The organism is Acinetobacter marinus (genome assembly GCF_900096915.1).
In the GTDB taxonomy this organism is placed as follows: Bacteria; Pseudomonadota; Gammaproteobacteria; order Pseudomonadales; family Moraxellaceae; genus Acinetobacter; species Acinetobacter marinus.
Map to the genome: position 1 here is coordinate 170,714 of NZ_FMYK01000004.1, position 16,218 is coordinate 186,931.

Sequence of the window (16,218 nt, forward strand, 5' to 3'; positions counted from 1 at the left end):
ATACAGGTTGTCTGAGGGCGGATCATCATAGACATTTTTACAAATATCTTTTGTAAATCTCTTATGTAAATATCAATGGCTGAGATGCAAACCACATTCACGGTGCTCTTCACCTTTGGTCGGGTCAAAATAATCTTCATTATCAGGCAAATCATGCTTTTGCATATATTCCCAAAGGTCTTTTGATGTCCATTTGAGGAGTGGTGCAACTTTGATCAAGCCATCAGTATTGATACTTACCGCATCCATTTCTGCACGCACAGCGGTGTCTGTCGCACGTAGCGCAGTAAACCAAACTTGAGGTGCAAGCTCTGATAATGCACGTTCAAATGGTTCCAATTTTACTTCAGCAGTGAAGGCTTCATGTTTTGGATCATCAAGCGCAGGCACTTCACCATCAATCGCTTCACGATGTGCACGAGAGCGTTTTGGTAAATAGGTGGTGAGATTGAGATTAAGTCGTTTACTGATTTCATCGACATATTTATAGGTGGTTTCCGTATTGTAACCATTATCCATCCAAACCACCTGAATATCAGGTTGACGTTGCGTGATCATGTGCAGAATCACCGCTTCAAACGGGCGAAAATTGGTGGTGATAATCGCCTTTTTATCAAGGCTGAGCGCCCACTCTACGATTTTTTCAGCATCATTATTCAGGTCACTATTCACCTGTGCAATATCAAGTTGTTCACGATCTAAGCTCATGGGTATACTCTTTAGATGATAAAAATAGATAAATCATTGTTGAGGTTTAGTATAGGCGTATTCAAGGGGGGATACGAGAAAACTTGTGAAATGATCTCTTATTTTTATCGACTAATGCTACACTAATGCCAAATTTTCAACCACGTAAATTTGGAGCATACATGGAAATCGTTTGTTTGGATCTTGAAGGTGTTTTGGTACCAGAAATTTGGATCAACTTTGCAAAAAAAACGGGCATTAAAGAATTAGAAGCAACCACACGTGATATTCCTGACTATGATGTGTTAATGACGCAGCGCTTGAATATTTTAAAAGAACATCATCTCGGTATTCATGATATTCAGGAAGTGATTGCTGAGATGGGACCATTCGAAGGGGCGAAAGAGTTTGTAGAATGGGTGCGTACGCATTTTCAATTGATCATTTTGTCAGATACTTTTTATGAGTTTGCGCATCCGCTGATGAAACAACTCGGTTGGCCAACGATTTTCTGTCATAAACTTGAAGTGAATGAGCAAGGCATGATCACAGATTATAAACTGCGTCAGGCTGACCCAAAACGTCAATCTGTTAAAGCATTGCATACGTTGAATTATAAAATTATCGCAGCAGGGGATTCGTATAACGATACCACAATGCTTGGTGAAGCGGATCATGGTTTCTTGTTTGATGCGCCTGATAATGTGATTGCAGAATTTCCACAGTTTCCTGCACTGAGTGGTTATGAGGCATTAAAACAAGCGATTCGTTCGGTATCGGATCGTGATATTCCAAACTAACTTTGGGTGTAGATCGCTTGCTCGTCTAGAACCAATTCAAATATGTTGATATGGCAATTTGAGTATCTAAGAATAAAAAAATGGGCAATTGAATTGCCCATTTTTTTTGCTTTATTTCTAGATCAAAGGCTTAGAAACGATAGCCGAGTTTTAGACCATACGCGATGGCATTGTTGTCTTCAAATTCGCCCCAGTAATCTTCAGTACCAGCTTGTGAACCAGTTTGACCTTTGGCATCACCTAGCCAGAAGTATTTCACACCAGCTTGAACAAAATAGTTTGGCGCTGGGCTAAATTGTGCACCTAGACCGACATTCCAGTAACCCTCGGTAGGACCAAGAACTGATACAAATTCACCTGCACCACTGTCCCAGCCTACAGACAAGCTACCAGACCATTGATCATTAAACTTGCGACCAACGCCTGCATTTACAGAGATCTGATCATCAGAATATTCTACAAGGTTAAAGCCATTTGGTTTACCCACTAGAGGACCTACTGCTTCAGAAACTGCACCGAATTTTACAGGTTGTAGAGAAAAGTTTGACCAATCCACCCAGCGAATTTGTGCGAAAGCAACCGTATTCGCCATAATTCCTGTTTGCAAATCTAAGTTCACAGATTGTGGCGTGGTAATTGTTGTTTTACCAGACTCACCATTTGCAGCTAAAGCGAGCGCTACTCTATTAGATATAACTGGGGGAGCACCAGCAAGTGCGCCTAAAAGGGCAGGATTAGCAGTGAGTCCATCTAAGACCGCAATATTTTCCGCAATGTTTGCATCATGATCGATTTCAGAACGATAAGTTGCTGAAATTTTGAGTGCAATCTCAGGAATTTGGAATGCAACACCAGCTAACCAGCCCCAGCCTTCTGTTTCATCGATATCAGCATCGTAGCCATTATATAAACTAAATGCATTACCACGCAGTTTGACATCGCCTTTTACAGTTTGATAAACAGGACCTGCATAGATGTTCCAGTTTTCATTTGGTTGAAAGCCAAATACTGCTGAAAGGTTGTGTGATTCAACTTCGACTTCAGTCCCTCCCTCAGTTCCACCAATAGCAGATGTCGGCAGAAGTCCAAGAACTGTATCCGCTGAATTTGCAACAAAAACATTATCACCTGAGAATGATGCTTTTGCACCAAATGGTTGGTCATAGAGTAAGCCAAATGAAAAATGTTCAGTTGGTTGCATTTTGATCGCAAAATTATAGAAGTGATAATCGTCTGCAATATCATTGACATCACGACCAGTAGCAGCAGCTTCACCAGCTTCTTTACCTGATACTTCAGGGTCGAGGATCGACATACCAACTTCAGCATAATTGCCAGGTTGTAGGAAAGCTGACATAGATTGACCAGAACGATCTAATGCAGCTGCGAAAGCACCAGTAACAGGAAGTGCACATGCAAGTGCGGCGGTAAGAGTCTTGATTTTCATTATCTTCAATCCATGAGACCTAAGTTAAAACTTAATAACTTATAAAAACCAATAATAATGAGGAGTTTATAAGAAATGTAATCGTGATGTTTCACTCATGTAATTACTATAACTGAACTTTTGCAAAAATCTAATGAAATTGTTGAAAAAGCCAATGTTTTTTTATAGTGGTTTGTTTTTTATGCATATTTATTGAGAACTGATTAGTGCAAAAAAATGTCTTGATTGTTAAAAAGATATAAAACGGGCAAAAAGTGGCTGATTAAATCATATTTTTGCTTAAAAAATAATCGATATGGCAAGTGGATATCAGTCAAAGTAGCAAACTTTTAGACTTTCTTGTAACGGTTTGTTCTGAAGATAGGCATGATTGTCGTGCCAAGTTAAGTCTTCATTACAAAACCATTGTACAGCTTGCGGGTAGATTTTATGCTCTAGGGGGTGAATGCGTGTTGCTAAGGTCTCAGCGGTGTCATTTTGGCGGACATCTAAGACAGCTTGGACAATGGCTTGCCCCGCATCCAACTCAGCGGTAACGAAGTGCACAGTACAGCCGTGAAAACGCTCGCCAGTGTTGAGCACACGTTGATGGGTGTGCATGCCTTTATAGTGTGGCAGGAGAGAAGGGTGAATATTGAGCATGCGACCTTGCCATTGGCTGACAAAGTCGCTGGATAAAATGCGCATAAATCCAGCAAGTACCACAAGATCAACATTCCAATCGAGCAGTTGCTGGTGCATTTGTTGATCAAAACTTTCTCGTGTTGGAAAGTCTCGATGTGAAATGATTGCAGTATCAATATTAGCTTGCTGGGCACGTGTTAGCGCATAGGCATCAGATTTATTGCTGAGTACACCGACAATTTTGCCTCGACCAAGTTGATTTTGATGCTCGGCATCAATTAAGGCTTGCAGGTTGCTGCCGCTTCCTGAAACCAATACTGCAATACGTTTCATTATTTAATCAGACGCCAAACTATGCAAAAGACCATGAAAAATTAGGCAAAGACCACACGGATTTTTTCATCGGCATCTTTCACAGATGCAGCGTCGGCTTCAATCGTACCGATTTTCCAAGCAGACTCACCTTGCGCATTCAGAATTTCAATGGTTTTGTCAGCATCAATTGCATCCACAGCAATGACCATACCTACGCCACAGTTAAAGGTGCGATACATTTCAAATTGTTCAACTTTTCCTTCAGCTTGCAACAGTTTGAACAAGGCAGGCCATTGCCAAGAGCTTTCATCAATTGTTGCACGTAAGCCATCTGGTAGGACACGCGGCACATTACCTGGAAGACCACCACCTGTGATGTGCGCCATGGCATGTACATCAACCTGTTTGCATAGCTCAAGCACTGGCTTGACATAAATACGGGTAGGTTCCATCACCACTTCACTGAGCAACTTACCATCGACTTGTGTACTGAGGTCGATATTTTTGACATCAATGATTTTGCGCACAAGAGAATAACCGTTGGAATGTGCACCGCTTGAAGCCAAACCGATGAGCACGTCGCCAGCTTTGACTTTTGTACCATCAATAATCTTGCTATGTTCAACCACACCGACCGAAAACCCAGCAAGATCGTAATCTTCACCTTCGTACATACCCGGCATTTCAGCTGTTTCACCGCCAACCAAAGCACAGCCTGCAAGTTCACAGCCTTTGCCAATACCTGTCACGACATTGGCAGCAACGTCAACATTTAAATGACCTGTTGCATAGTAGTCGAGGAAGAATAAAGGCTCCGCACCAGTTACCAGTAGATCGTTGACGCACATTGCCACCAAGTCTTGTCCGATGGTGTCATGTTTGTTGAGTTGTAGTGCAAGGCGTAGTTTGGTTCCGACACCGTCAGTCCCTGAAACAAGGACCGGCTCTTCATAACCTTTTGGAATTTTACACAATGCGCCAAAACCACCAAGTCCCCCCATCACTTCTGGGCGAGTTGTGCGTTTTGCGACAGATTTGATTCGCTCGACGAGTAGGTCGCCAGCTTCGATGTCTACACCAGCATCTTTATAGCTTAAGCCTGTGCTTGAATTGGTGTTTGAATTTGAAGTTGAGTTGCTCATAGGTGAAGTCTCCGCATTGGCGGCTGATTATACCTGAATATACGAAATTCTTATGATTTTTCTCGCATAAAATGCTATCTTTTTTTCAAAATGAGATGTATCTACGCTGATATTTAGCGAGATCAAAGGAAAAAATTGTTCATGCATGACTTGGTCTTAAAACGCGTTTTTATTCTTGCTGCCGTAGTCTGTTTTTTGTGGCTACTTTATATGCTACTGCCTGTAGTCATTCCATTTTTGATCGCCTTTTTGGTGGCGTATCTATTTAGCCCATTGGTTGATCGCATGTTGCGCTTCGGGATTCCGCGCTGGTTGGCGATTACCTCGGTGTTTTTAATCATCGTTGTTGGTTTGGTTTTGGTCGGTTGGTTCTTGGTGCCGATGATTTGGTCGCAGTTGATTTATGCCCGAGACCACATTCCTGAGATGATTGAATGGTTGAATAATACTTTTTTACCGTGGCTGTCGAATACTTTTAATTTGGTTGAGATGGAAATCAATACCGATGAAATGACCACTGTGGCGATGGACTATATCCAGACCAATTATAGTGTGAATAATTTACAAGATTTGGCACTGCGTTTGGCGCAGTCGGGGCTCGGTTTTATTCAAGTAGGCGGGATGCTGATTTTGATTCCGATCATTGCATTTTATTTCTTACTGGATTGGGACAAGATGCTAAGACATATGCGTCGTTCGATTCCTCGTCCATTTGAAAATAGTGTGGTGACCATTGTTAAAGAGTGTAATCAGGTGCTCGGTGCTTTTGTCAAAGGGCAGTTTTTGGTGATGATTCTACTGGGTATCGTGTATGCGGTGGGCTTGCAGTTGATCGGCATAGAAGTCGGCTTGATTATCGGCATTGTGGCGGGGCTTGCCAGCATTATTCCTTATTTGGGTTTTGCCGTGGGCATTATTGCGGCGGTAGTGGCAACTTTATTGCAGTTTGGCGTGGACTGGATGCAGTTGTTGCTGGTGTTGGTGGTGTTTATGATCGGTCAGGCGGTCGAAGGCTATATCCTTCAGCCGTTTTTACTTGGCGATAAAATTGGTTTGTCTCCTGTGGCGGTGGTGTTTTCAGTCTTGGCGGGGGCGCAGTTGCTTGGTTTTGCAGGCATGTTAATTGCGTTGCCTGTGGCGGCGGTGATCGTGGTACTGCTCAGGCATTTGCGAGATAGCTATGAACAAAGCGTTTGGTATGGCGCACATCAAGTTGGTATTTCGGAACAATTGAGTGATATTGAGCTACTTGCACCACAAGCACCTGAATTTGGTGAGCAAGTGGAACATAGCGTATTATCGAAGAAGCAGTCTGAAGCCTCAGCGACGACGCCACAGGAAAGCGCTCAGAACACTGATAGCTCGGATTCAAAGGGCTGATTTAAAGGAATAAATGGTCTGAATGTTGATGGTTGAATGATTGAAAATCAGCAAAGGAGTGAAGCGATGAAACTGGCGGAAGCATTATTAATTCGCAGTGATATGCAGAACAAACTGGCACAGCTCAAAGGACGGATTCGCAAGAATGTCAAAGTGCAAGAAGGTGATACCCCAGCCGAAGATCCTGAGAAACTGTTGCTTGAAGCGAGTCAAATTATTACTGAACTGAACCAGTTGGTGGCAAAAATCCATCGCACCAATGCCAGTACCGTGCTTGCCAATGGCAAACCTTTGCTGGAGCTATTAGTGGAGCGAGACAGTCTCAATAGTCGTCATCGTTTGCTTTTGGATGCGATTGATGCGACAGCGCAGAGCGATGATCGTTATAGTTATCGAGAGATTAAATGGAACTACACCATTTCTATTGCATCGATACAGAAACAAGTTGATGATATTGCAGTGAAAATTCGTGAGCTGAATCTACTGATCCAAGCCAATAACTGGCAGATTGAGTTACTGGACTAACCACACTCACTGTTTTGACTAACTACATTCATTGTTTTTGATTGAGCAAAGATTTTTAGATAACAAAACAAATACTTGATGTGTTTGTTTTGACCAGTTTGGGATCGGCTGGGCGTAGTATCAGACCCTTTACTTCCGCAGCAAGGGGTTGAAAATATATTGCAGCGGCAGAATTGCGCTATGGGCTGGCGCACTATTTTACCTCGCAAGCCCCGCACAAGGCACAATTCACTTTGTACCACTTAGTACGCACTACCAGATACTGACAGTCGATTTCCAATTTATTTTGCCAATATTGCATGACTTTTTGCCATGAATAATCATAACAATTCAAATGGTTGTGTTAATATTTTGGTGTAAGCGATGTGTGGCAATGTATTTTCAATACGAATGCTGAGGATGTATGGGACACGCTGTACATTGATGTAATTGATACGGTGAGATGATAAACATCCTGTCTAGGTCATAACTATGCGCCAATTAAAATTGGAAATTGAACCGTATTTGGATGCGCAAATCAGTGATTTTGCGGGACCAAGCTGGGCACCTGTGATTGATAATCTTCGGCAGTTTCATACTGGGCTGATTCGGCAGTTATTTATCTACGGGTCGGCAGGTTCGGGAAAATCCCATTTGTTGAGCGCGATTTGTGATTCATTTTCAGAATTGGGTAAACGTGCCATCCATGTGCCATTGCTCAGTTTGCTTGATGCGCCAGTCGAAGCCTTAGAAGCGCTTGAATATTATGATGTGGTGGCGCTAGATGATGTTGAGGCAATTAATGGGGCGTTGAATTGGCAAAAAGCGCTATTTCATCTGATCAATCAAAGCTACGACACGCAAACTCAATTGGTCTTTTCATCTCGCTTTGCGCCGATTGAGCTACGTTTACAATTCCCAGATTTACAGTCCCGCTTGAATCAGGCAGTGAGCATTCATGTGCCTGAAGGGGATTTGTATGCCGACCGCCAAGCCTTATTGCTTGCCGTAACACAGCGCCGTGGCTGGCAATTGCATCCGCAAATTATTGAATATTTATTGCAATACGGTCCGAAACACACCAATCATCTGCTTGCGACATTAGATCGTATCGAACAGCTTCTACAAGGCGAACAATTAAAACTGTCAAATCAACGCTTAAAACAAATCTTTGCATTAATCGATCAATATGCGGATTGAGATGCGTTAAAAAATAGGCTTGTCACGACGGGCAAGCTGTGCCAAAGTATGTGGGTTCAAGGATTGGCAAAATAGAACGCCAAAAACAAAAAAAATGTGCGGGTTAAAGGAGTAAATAATGCTTAAGCAAAGCATTGTAGCGGGGTTATTGTGCCTAAGTGGGCAAGCATTCGCCAATATTACAGTGACAACAACTGAAGATGTGGTCAAAGATGATGATCAGTGTTCATTACGTGAAGCGATCACCTATGCCAATGAATATCTGACTGCCAAAGCCGATGAAACTGAGTCAGAAAAAGCCACACGAGAAGCGATCAAAAATGCAGGGTATAACGGCTGTGGTGATGAGAATGCCACCGCCTCGATTTTGCTCACTGCCAAAGAAACCTACACATTAAATGCTGAAGTGAAAATCACCTCCGCACTGACCATCCAAACGGAAAGCACGGTATTTAATGCTGAAGCCACGGCGATTGGGCTAGAAAATGCCACCATCAAGGCAGCAGGTCAGCATCGCTTATTCAATGTCAATGACGGTGATGCAGACATTAGTCAGATCACAGTGAAATTTACCCAAGTCAATTTGCAAGGCTGTGGTTCGGATACCATTTGTGCGGCGCAAGGTGGGATTATTTTTAACCGAGAAAATCTCACTTTAGAGCATGTCAAACTGTTTGACGGTTTTGCCAACGAGGGCGGGGCAATCTATAGTGATGGTATCATTACAGGTACCAATGGCAACTCAGCCAGTTTTGTAAACATCACCAATTCATTGGTTCAAAATAACAAAGCCCAACAAGGTGCGGTGCTGTATATCGGACAACCTTTATTTTATTTAAAAAATAGCGTATTTCGCAATAATACCAGCACCGCTAGTGGTGCGAGCATGATTTATAGTGCCACCAAATTTAACGATGAAACCACCAATTCAGGTACATTTACTCGCGTCTCTTATCTCAGTAACAGCACACTTTTCAAAAATACAGGCTTTTTATTGAATGTACGTGATGGCGTCTATGTCAATAATGTCACTGCAGTAGATAATGCCAAAGGCTTTTATCTCGATGCACCAAACGAAAAGGCGCATATTGCCAACAGCATCGTAGTCAATCAAAGTACAGATTGTAGCTATAGCTCGAGCGATAAATCCTTCTCAATGAATAACTTGGTTGGTTCGAGCTGTAAGTCTGGTGAAGATGGCAACCGCAATATTTTTATCAGTAGTCTAAGTCATAACAAATTATTTGCAGGCGACAGCAGTGAGGGCAGTTGTGATCGTCCGCCAGCAGATGGTTTGCTCTGTCCATACAGCACGCCGAATGAATATTTCTTAGGCTATTTTAAGCCTCGTCTGCTGTCAGCTTATAGCGTACTCACCGATTCTCCGATCGTGAATCGTGGTCGCTTGTTTAGTGACGGGACTGATCTCGGTGTATTCAGCTGTGAAGGGCAGGATCAGCGTGGTTTTACTCGTGCATCATCGGTGCATTGTGATATTGGTGCGATCGAATTGGTAATTAGTCCAGAGGTCATCTATCGTGTCGGGCAAGATATTAACTATGGTGATGTCGCTGAAATGTCGATTGTCGATAGTTTGGCGGATGGTGAGCTGTTACCCGCAGAGGAATGTGCGGCAATCTTAGGTGCTGACACTGCACCTGATGGCACGCCTTGGCAAGTGGGCTGTTTACGTGTCGAGCAAAGTTCTGCAACTCCAGAATCGAAAGGGACATTAACCTTAGATGCAGATGGCAAACTCATTTATCGTCCAAATTCCAACTATCATGGCTTAGATGAGTTTAATTTACGTGTCATTACCACGGGTTCACGCTTCTCTGACGCCGAAACTGATCGTGACATTGTCGTACCAGTGCGGATCGTACAAAGTCCTGAGGATAATTTTGAAAGTAAAAAAGTCAAAGTATCGGGTGGTGGGATTGGTTATTCAATCTTTGCACTCTTGATGATCGCCTTGGGGCGCACCGCTTTGAGAAAGAAAAAAGCCTAAAACCTAACAAGGAGCGTTCAGGTGAAAAACTATAAAAAGGCAGTATTGGCGCTGTCGATTGTTGCCGCTTTGCCGTTGATGGCAGCCACTGAAGATGAAGTGATTTATGTCACCACCTTTGCCGATGAAGATGGTGAAAACAGTAATGCCTGCTCATTACGTGAAGCCATTACCACGGCTGCAAAAAATGAATCTTATGGCGGTTGTAAGGTCGGAAAAACCTCGCCTGCGGTGACCGATCGTATTGATTTGGAGGCGGGCGAATATGTGATCACTAAGCCATTGACCCCATCATCCATGATCAATATTTTGGGTAAATCACCAACAGACTGGAATGTAAAAGATGTTATTACAGGTGATTATCCACAGCGTCAGCCTTTAAAAACCACGATCAAAGGCAATAATAGCTTTACCTTGTTCGACACCACCGCAGGCAAATCTACCTTAACGCTACAAACTTTACGTTTGGAAAATGGCGGTGCAAGTCGTGGTGGTGCGATTAAAGCGGGTGCGACGGTATCATTGGTGCAAGTCGAAGTGAAAAACTCGACTGCTACAGAAGGTGGTGCAATTTATCTGTCAGGTGTGGGCAGTGCCTTGGATGTGACCAACAGTGTGTTTGAAGGGAATACGGCAACACGTGGCTCAGTGCTTGCGATGAGCTGTATTGATAATCTAACCTTTACCTCACGCACCATTAGCTTTAAAGGTTCATCGATCGTCAATAATGGTCAAGCCAGTAGCCAAAGTGTCTTTGAAATCTGCGGTGTGCCTGATATGAGCTTGAGCTCCAATACCATTGCGCAGAATATTGCGTCAACGAACGATGGTAGCATCATTAAATATACCGCAGACAGTTTGCCGAATCAGAATGGCTCAGCCAAACTCAGTGATTCCAGTAAGCTGACCTTATTAAGTAATACCATCGTCAATAATACCGCCTACAGCACGTTGCTTTATGATGCCGTGGCGAATAAGTCGCTTGGCTACAATATCATCGCCTACAACACAGGCTATTCATGCCGTTATCTACTTGGGGATTTACCGACGGATAACCGCATGGGCTTTACCCTCAATTATAATGGGCTCGAATCATCCTCGGGGGCGAATAGCTATTGCCAGTTGCCATATACCGTGCTCAAAGATGAAACCACAAAAAATATCAGTAGCTATAGCCAATCGACCTTGATGAGTAGCTTGCAAGTGGCGGATCAATATACTGCCTTTATGCCGATGTATTTCCTGAATAATACATCGAACAATCCATTGGTAAATATTGATGAAAACTCACGAGGCTGTGAGCCGACTGATCAGCGTGGCTTGAGTCGTTTGGCGACCAACCGTTTGATTTGGGATCAAACAGGCACCACCACACAAACCGAAAATCGTTGTGATATTGGCTCGACCGAATTGGTGAAACTGGCTGCCAACGATATGACCAGTACCAATACATCCCAGCTTAAAGCAATCGAAGACTTTGAAGCGCAGGTCGAGTTCTTCCAAGACCTCTTGGATGATGAAGAAACTGAGCAAGAGTTCCGTGGTTATTATCAGCAGCGCCGGGACTTCTATCAACAACGCATTGATAATTATAAGAATAGCTTGCGTTATCGTCAGGCGTATTTTGATATTTTTGCCAACAGTGTGCCTGCTGAGTTAGTCGTCAATGGTAAACGTGAGATTCAACATTTTGATGCCGATCTCTACAATGTTGAAACCTATGCGCTCGGCACCAGCAGTGATGTGTTTGGTTCAACAGATGAAGATGTTTTTAAATATACTGGTGCAGCGAATGCCGTTCCAGAAGGTTATCATGTTGATAAAGATGGCTATTTGATTGACGATAATTTGCGCTGTACTTGGGACAATAAGCTCAAAACGGTGTTGATGTATCGCACCGATGGTAAAGCCTCTCAGGCAGGGGACTATAGTTATTGTCGTTATACCATCAGTCTAAAATCTGATCCGAACATCAAATCCATTGGTGTGACCCAAGCGACCTTTGTCAATATTGCCCCAGTAGCAGAAGACGATGAATACACCTTGAAGTGGGGCACTGAACAGCGGGTTAAATTAGACTTACTTGCCAATGATCACGATGATGGCGACGGTACATCGAGCCAAGAAGGTTTTCCAGTAGGTAAAAAAGTATTTTATGTCAATGATGATGGGATTTCGGCACCGATCAAATTCGATGAAGTGGATAGTAATCTATTGATCGAAGCCGAGCATCGTGTGCTGTGTGATGATGAATCTCGAGAGTGGTGTTATGGTGGTGATATATACATTAAGCCAAAGAATAGCTTCAACAAGTTTAACTATACTTTGACCTATCAAGTCTTTGATGCGGACGGCACATTATCCAATACTGCAGATGTCAAACTGATCAATACGGCAACAACGTCTGACGATACCCGAGGCAGTAGTGGCGGTGGTGGTAGCACTGGGCTGTTGAGTATTTTTGGTTTGTTGGGATTAGCACTTTTGCGTCGACGCTTACGTTAGAATTTCACCCGATACAAAAAGAGGCGCTTAATGCGCCTCTATGTTTTAGTTGATTCAATTAAAACTGACTTTCATAACGCTCAATAAACTCCCGACGAATCTCAGCACGTTGTTCCACATCTGTTGCGGCTTGGAGCTTTTGCTTGAGTTCATTGCGTTCTTTGGTGCTCATATTCTGCCAAGCAACACGCATACGATCTTGCTCTTGATCGCTGAGTTTACAAAACCATTCCATGCGCTTTTTCAGATCAAGTTTTTGTTCTTCATCTCGAGAGGCTTGATAGGCTTGAATCAGCTGATGGCGTTGCTCAGCAGTGAGAGCATCACATTCATCGAACTGCTCAATGGTTTTTTGTTCGTCTTTCTTCGCCCAAAAGCGTTCCATTCCCGCAAAACCAATCGGGGATGCAAGGCTAATCGATACCGCACACAGTACAGGTAGTTTAGCTACCATGTGTTGCATCCTCGCCAAGTACCAAGAGCATTTCTAAATCATCTGCCAATTGTGGCGACAGTTTGGTGGTGGTCACAGTCGCTTGTTGTTGATCAGGCGTTGCTTCAAAAAAACTGCTCGGCACCACAGCTACACCTGTAATGGCAGCAGCCAGCGCAAAACCAGCCAACCCCCAGCGGTTAAAGCGCTCGTGACGATGTTGCTCAAGGCGAGCAAAGACATTGTCAATCACGACATGCTTATATTGCGTTTGCTGGTCGGCTTTGCTTTGCAAGGCACTGACTATTTTCTGTTCGAACTTTTGTTTAAAATCATCTTTTTTCATAGGATGACCCTCAATTATCAAAATTTAAATGTGCCAAAATCGTTTTTAGACTTTGCGTGGCACGGTGATAATGCGTTTTTACACTGCCTTCACTACAGTCCATAATTTTTGCTGTTGTTGCAGTGTCAAAGCCTTCCCATGCACGAAGCATAAAGGCTTGCTGTTGACGGACAGGTAAGGTCTGAATGGCTTGAAAAATTTCCTCTGCGGTGTGCTCTTGATCAATTAAATCACTGGCATCGACAAGGCTGTGGTCGGGAAGGTCAAACTGCTCCTCATCTTCATCAGCAATCGGATTGATACGTAACCAGCCAAAACGCTGGGTACGACGTGCTTCTTTCCTGCGCCAGTCGAGTAGCTTATTGTTCAAGATGGTGTAAAACAATGGATACCATTCATCGGTGGCTTTGTCAGGATAATGTTGATGCAATGAGATAAATGCCTCTTGCACTAGATCCATTGCCACATCATGTTGACCTTGACATGCATTTTCCATCATCACTAAAGCACGTCCAGTAATCTCTTGCATAAAGAGCTGGAGGCGCTTTTCAAGCGACATTGGCGCAGTCGTTTCCTGCGTCAATTGTTTTTGCTTGGGTGCTGAATCCATTGGGATGGAAAGTCCTGTCATTCGACAACCTAAACCGTTTCTATGTGACTATTAACGTCACTCAGATCAGTTTGGTTGACATGGTTTTAAAATATTTTCTTCTTTAGTGTATGAGATTTTGTGAAAAAATGGCACAGTTTCAACATAAAACTGCAAATCGTTAGCTTTTGTTACTTGATAAAAAATATGGTTTTAAAGGCGCTGACGCATCATTTCGAACATGCAGACCGAACCTGCAATGGCAACATTCAGCGACTCTTGTCCGCCTGGTTGCGGGATCGTCACTGCGCTGGCATTGTTGAGTAAATCATCGTGCACGCCTTGACCTTCATTGCCCAATATCCACACGCAAGGGGAGGTGAGATCGAGCTGATAAATACTCTGTGGTTGGTGTGAGCTGGTGGCGTAGACGGGTATTTGAAATTGATCTATCAGACCTTCAACGTGCACCGCTTCAAAGCATTGCAAGGAAAAATGTGCGCCCATCGCCGCCCGAAGCACACGAGGCGACCACAGGCTCGCCGTACCAACAGTGGTAATGACCTGCTTGATCCCAACTGCTGCGGCAGAGCGCAGTAAGGTTCCGACATTGCCAGGATCTTGAACACGATCGAGAATCAAGGTGTCACAATTGACTTGCCATTGCTCTTGGGTTTTAGGCAGGTCAATTACCGCCATCAGTGGTGTGGATTCACCCAATTGGCTGATCTTGTGATAGAGCGACGGCTCAACCAAATAGACAGGTGCTGTATTTGCTTTCGAATTTTCTTCGAGAGCTTTTTGGTTTTCAGGATGATTTAAAGCCTCTTCGGTACACAATAGAAACTGAATTTTTGCATGGTCATTTTGCGCTGTGTAATGCTGTAGAAAACTTTCAATCAGGTGTGCGCCTTCGAGTACAGTCTGCGCATTTTTTTTGCGTAGTGAAGCCTGCTCCAACAAGCCACGGACCAGTTTGAGTTTTGGATTGTCTTTGGATTGGATGTATTCAAGCATATTCATGGGCAAAGTTGATAGTGCAAGTAAAACGCTAAATGAATACAGTAAGTATCACGTCGAGCGGAAAAAATTAGGATGACATGTATTTCCATATCATCCCTCATTGTATCAGAGGTTAATCAGCCGTGTTTATGCAGATGCGAGCCAGATCAATGTGAGCCAGAGCAATATGAAAAAAAATCAGGCTTGGTGGTAGCTCGTGACCAACTCGACTTCAGCTTTAGAGCCCAAAATCACAGGGATACGTTGATGTAGATCGGTTGGCTCCACATCCATAATGTCCATGCGACCAGTAGAAGAAGCGCCACCAGCTTGCTCAACGATAAAGCTCATCGGGTTGGCTTCGTACATCAGACGCAAACGACCGGCTTTGCTTGGATCTTTTAGATCATATGGGTACAAGAAAATACCACCACGAGTCAGGATGCGATGCACATCACCGACCATGCATGCCACCCAGCGCATGTTGAAATCTTTGCCACGTACACCAGTGCTACCAGCTTGTAGTTCGCCGATATAGCGTTGTACAGGGGCTTCCCAGTGACGTTGATTTGATGCGTTAATGGCAAATTCTTGGGTTTCTACTGGAATTTGCACTTGATCATTGGTGAGGACAAATTGCTTAGACTCAGGATCAAGGGTAAACATTTGCACGCCTTGACCTGTAGTGAGTACCAACATGGTTGATGGCCCATACAGCACATAGCCCGCAGCGACTTGATCACGACCTTTTTGGAAGAAGTTTTCAGTTTTCAGCTCGCCGTCATTTTTTAAAATCGAAAAAATCGTGCCGACACACATATTAATGTCAATATTGCTTGAACCATCGAGTGGATCAAACAACACCAAATATTCACCGCTAGCTTGCGCTGGTGTCATCTGTTCCAATTCCTCGGAAGCCAATGCCGCAACAGCAGGGTGCTGTTGTAGTGCATCGATCAGCATATCATTAGAAATGACGTCTAATTTTTTTTGCGTTTCGCCTTGTACATTTTCGTTGCCTGCACTGCCGAGAATGCCAGCTAGTGCACCTTTTTGTAGTGCAAGATCAATGGCTTGACAGGTGGTCGCAATGCTGAGAATCACTTGCGCAAGACTTTCTGTGAGCTGAGAATTTTGTTGTTGTGCGAGAAAATCTTTGAGTAAAACTTGAGACATTACGTCAAACTCCAATATTTTTTTAAACGGTTCAAATGTGTATGGGCTCTATCATATTGC

The 16,218-nt window shown here is 43.5% G+C and carries 15 protein-coding genes; 6 read left to right on the forward strand and 9 right to left on the reverse strand.

What is annotated here, in order from left to right; translation table 11 throughout:
• Positions 1–72 precede the first annotated feature (72 nt).
• On the reverse strand, positions 73–708 hold the full coding sequence (locus BLQ60_RS09120; RefSeq protein WP_092619203.1) for a phosphoadenosine phosphosulfate reductase domain-containing protein: 636 nt from the start codon (positions 706–708) through the stop codon (positions 73–75).
• A 161-nt stretch (positions 709–869) separates the two neighbouring features.
• Between BLQ60_RS09120 and thrH the strand changes: the two genes are divergently transcribed.
• Positions 870–1,487, forward strand: a complete 618-nt coding sequence (gene thrH, locus BLQ60_RS09125) for a bifunctional phosphoserine phosphatase/homoserine phosphotransferase ThrH (RefSeq protein ID WP_092619206.1) — start codon at positions 870–872, stop codon at positions 1,485–1,487.
• A gap of 130 nt (positions 1,488–1,617) precedes the next feature.
• Here thrH and BLQ60_RS09130 read toward each other — a convergent pair whose 3' ends face one another.
• From BLQ60_RS09130 to purM, 3 genes are all read right to left on the reverse strand, one after another.
• Positions 1,618–2,934 (reverse strand): OmpP1/FadL family transporter, encoded by a 1,317-nt coding sequence (locus tag BLQ60_RS09130; protein ID WP_092619209.1) that lies wholly within the window; start codon positions 2,932–2,934, stop codon positions 1,618–1,620.
• Positions 2,935–3,243: 309 nt separating this feature from the next.
• On the reverse strand, positions 3,244–3,891 hold the full coding sequence (purN, locus tag BLQ60_RS09135) for a phosphoribosylglycinamide formyltransferase (protein WP_092619213.1): 648 nt from the start codon (positions 3,889–3,891) through the stop codon (positions 3,244–3,246).
• A gap of 41 nt (positions 3,892–3,932) precedes the next feature.
• On the reverse strand, positions 3,933–5,015 hold the full coding sequence (purM, locus tag BLQ60_RS09140) for a phosphoribosylformylglycinamidine cyclo-ligase (RefSeq protein WP_092619216.1): 1,083 nt from the start codon (positions 5,013–5,015) through the stop codon (positions 3,933–3,935).
• Positions 5,016–5,156: 141 nt separating this feature from the next.
• On the opposite strand from purM, the gene BLQ60_RS09145 reads away from it, so the two are divergent.
• From BLQ60_RS09145 to BLQ60_RS09165, 5 genes are all read left to right on the forward strand, one after another.
• The gene (locus BLQ60_RS09145) at positions 5,157–6,395 is read left to right on the forward strand and encodes an AI-2E family transporter (RefSeq protein ID WP_092619219.1); all 1,239 of its coding nucleotides are present in this window, start codon (positions 5,157–5,159) and stop codon (positions 6,393–6,395) included.
• A gap of 66 nt (positions 6,396–6,461) precedes the next feature.
• The gene (locus BLQ60_RS09150; protein ID WP_092619577.1) at positions 6,462–6,920 is read left to right on the forward strand and encodes a DIP1984 family protein; all 459 of its coding nucleotides are present in this window, start codon (positions 6,462–6,464) and stop codon (positions 6,918–6,920) included.
• Between the two features lie 471 nt (positions 6,921–7,391).
• Positions 7,392–8,099 carry a DnaA ATPase domain-containing protein gene (locus tag BLQ60_RS09155; protein WP_092619222.1) on the forward strand — a complete coding sequence of 236 codons (708 nt, stop codon included), beginning with the start codon at positions 7,392–7,394 and terminating at the stop codon, positions 8,097–8,099.
• A 118-nt stretch (positions 8,100–8,217) separates the two neighbouring features.
• The gene (rbtA, locus tag BLQ60_RS09160) at positions 8,218–10,107 is read left to right on the forward strand and encodes a rhombotarget A (RefSeq protein WP_092619225.1); all 1,890 of its coding nucleotides are present in this window, start codon (positions 8,218–8,220) and stop codon (positions 10,105–10,107) included.
• A gap of 21 nt (positions 10,108–10,128) precedes the next feature.
• On the forward strand, positions 10,129–12,612 hold the full coding sequence (locus tag BLQ60_RS09165; protein WP_092619228.1) for a CSLREA domain-containing protein: 2,484 nt from the start codon (positions 10,129–10,131) through the stop codon (positions 12,610–12,612).
• A gap of 58 nt (positions 12,613–12,670) precedes the next feature.
• Here the strand turns inward: BLQ60_RS09165 and BLQ60_RS09170 are convergent, their stop codons facing one another.
• From BLQ60_RS09170 to BLQ60_RS09190, 5 genes are all read right to left on the reverse strand, one after another.
• Positions 12,671–13,066: a hypothetical protein gene (locus tag BLQ60_RS09170; protein ID WP_092619231.1), complete on the reverse strand. Its 396-nt coding sequence runs from the start codon at positions 13,064–13,066 to the stop codon at positions 12,671–12,673.
• Positions 13,056–13,391, reverse strand: coding sequence for a hypothetical protein (locus BLQ60_RS09175; protein WP_092619234.1), 336 nt, complete (start codon positions 13,389–13,391; stop codon positions 13,056–13,058). Before BLQ60_RS09175 ends, BLQ60_RS09170 begins: the two co-directional genes overlap by 11 nt.
• Before the next feature lie 10 nt (positions 13,392–13,401).
• Positions 13,402–14,022, reverse strand: a complete 621-nt coding sequence (locus tag BLQ60_RS09180; protein WP_171259088.1) for an RNA polymerase sigma factor — start codon at positions 14,020–14,022, stop codon at positions 13,402–13,404.
• 171 nt (positions 14,023–14,193) lie between these two features.
• Positions 14,194–15,003 (reverse strand): TrmH family RNA methyltransferase, encoded by an 810-nt coding sequence (locus BLQ60_RS09185; protein ID WP_092619240.1) that lies wholly within the window; start codon positions 15,001–15,003, stop codon positions 14,194–14,196.
• Positions 15,004–15,180: 177 nt separating this feature from the next.
• Positions 15,181–16,158 (reverse strand): class 1 fructose-bisphosphatase, encoded by a 978-nt coding sequence (locus tag BLQ60_RS09190; protein ID WP_092619243.1) that lies wholly within the window; start codon positions 16,156–16,158, stop codon positions 15,181–15,183.
• Between the last annotated feature and the right edge of the window lie 60 nt (positions 16,159–16,218).

Coding starts and splice junctions, on each gene's coding strand:
- BLQ60_RS09180 (WP_171259088.1), bottom strand. CDS start 14,022: ATGACAGGACTTTCCATCCCAATGGATTCAGCACCCAAGCAAAAACAA.
- BLQ60_RS09150 (WP_092619577.1), top strand. CDS start 6,462: ATGAAACTGGCGGAAGCATTATTAATTCGCAGTGATATGCAGAACAAA.
- thrH (WP_092619206.1), top strand. CDS start 870: ATGGAAATCGTTTGTTTGGATCTTGAAGGTGTTTTGGTACCAGAAATT.
- BLQ60_RS09130 (WP_092619209.1), bottom strand. CDS start 2,934: ATGAAAATCAAGACTCTTACCGCCGCACTTGCATGTGCACTTCCTGTT.
- BLQ60_RS09190 (WP_092619243.1), bottom strand. CDS start 16,158: ATGTCTCAAGTTTTACTCAAAGATTTTCTCGCACAACAACAAAATTCT.
- BLQ60_RS09155 (WP_092619222.1), top strand. CDS start 7,392: ATGCGCCAATTAAAATTGGAAATTGAACCGTATTTGGATGCGCAAATC.
- purN (WP_092619213.1), bottom strand. CDS start 3,891: ATGAAACGTATTGCAGTATTGGTTTCAGGAAGCGGCAGCAACCTGCAA.
- BLQ60_RS09185 (WP_092619240.1), bottom strand. CDS start 15,003: ATGAATATGCTTGAATACATCCAATCCAAAGACAATCCAAAACTCAAA.
- BLQ60_RS09170 (WP_092619231.1), bottom strand. CDS start 13,066: ATGGTAGCTAAACTACCTGTACTGTGTGCGGTATCGATTAGCCTTGCA.
- BLQ60_RS09175 (WP_092619234.1), bottom strand. CDS start 13,391: ATGAAAAAAGATGATTTTAAACAAAAGTTCGAACAGAAAATAGTCAGT.
- rbtA (WP_092619225.1), top strand. CDS start 8,218: ATGCTTAAGCAAAGCATTGTAGCGGGGTTATTGTGCCTAAGTGGGCAA.
- purM (WP_092619216.1), bottom strand. CDS start 5,015: ATGAGCAACTCAACTTCAAATTCAAACACCAATTCAAGCACAGGCTTA.
- BLQ60_RS09120 (WP_092619203.1), bottom strand. CDS start 708: ATGAGCTTAGATCGTGAACAACTTGATATTGCACAGGTGAATAGTGAC.
- BLQ60_RS09145 (WP_092619219.1), top strand. CDS start 5,157: ATGCATGACTTGGTCTTAAAACGCGTTTTTATTCTTGCTGCCGTAGTC.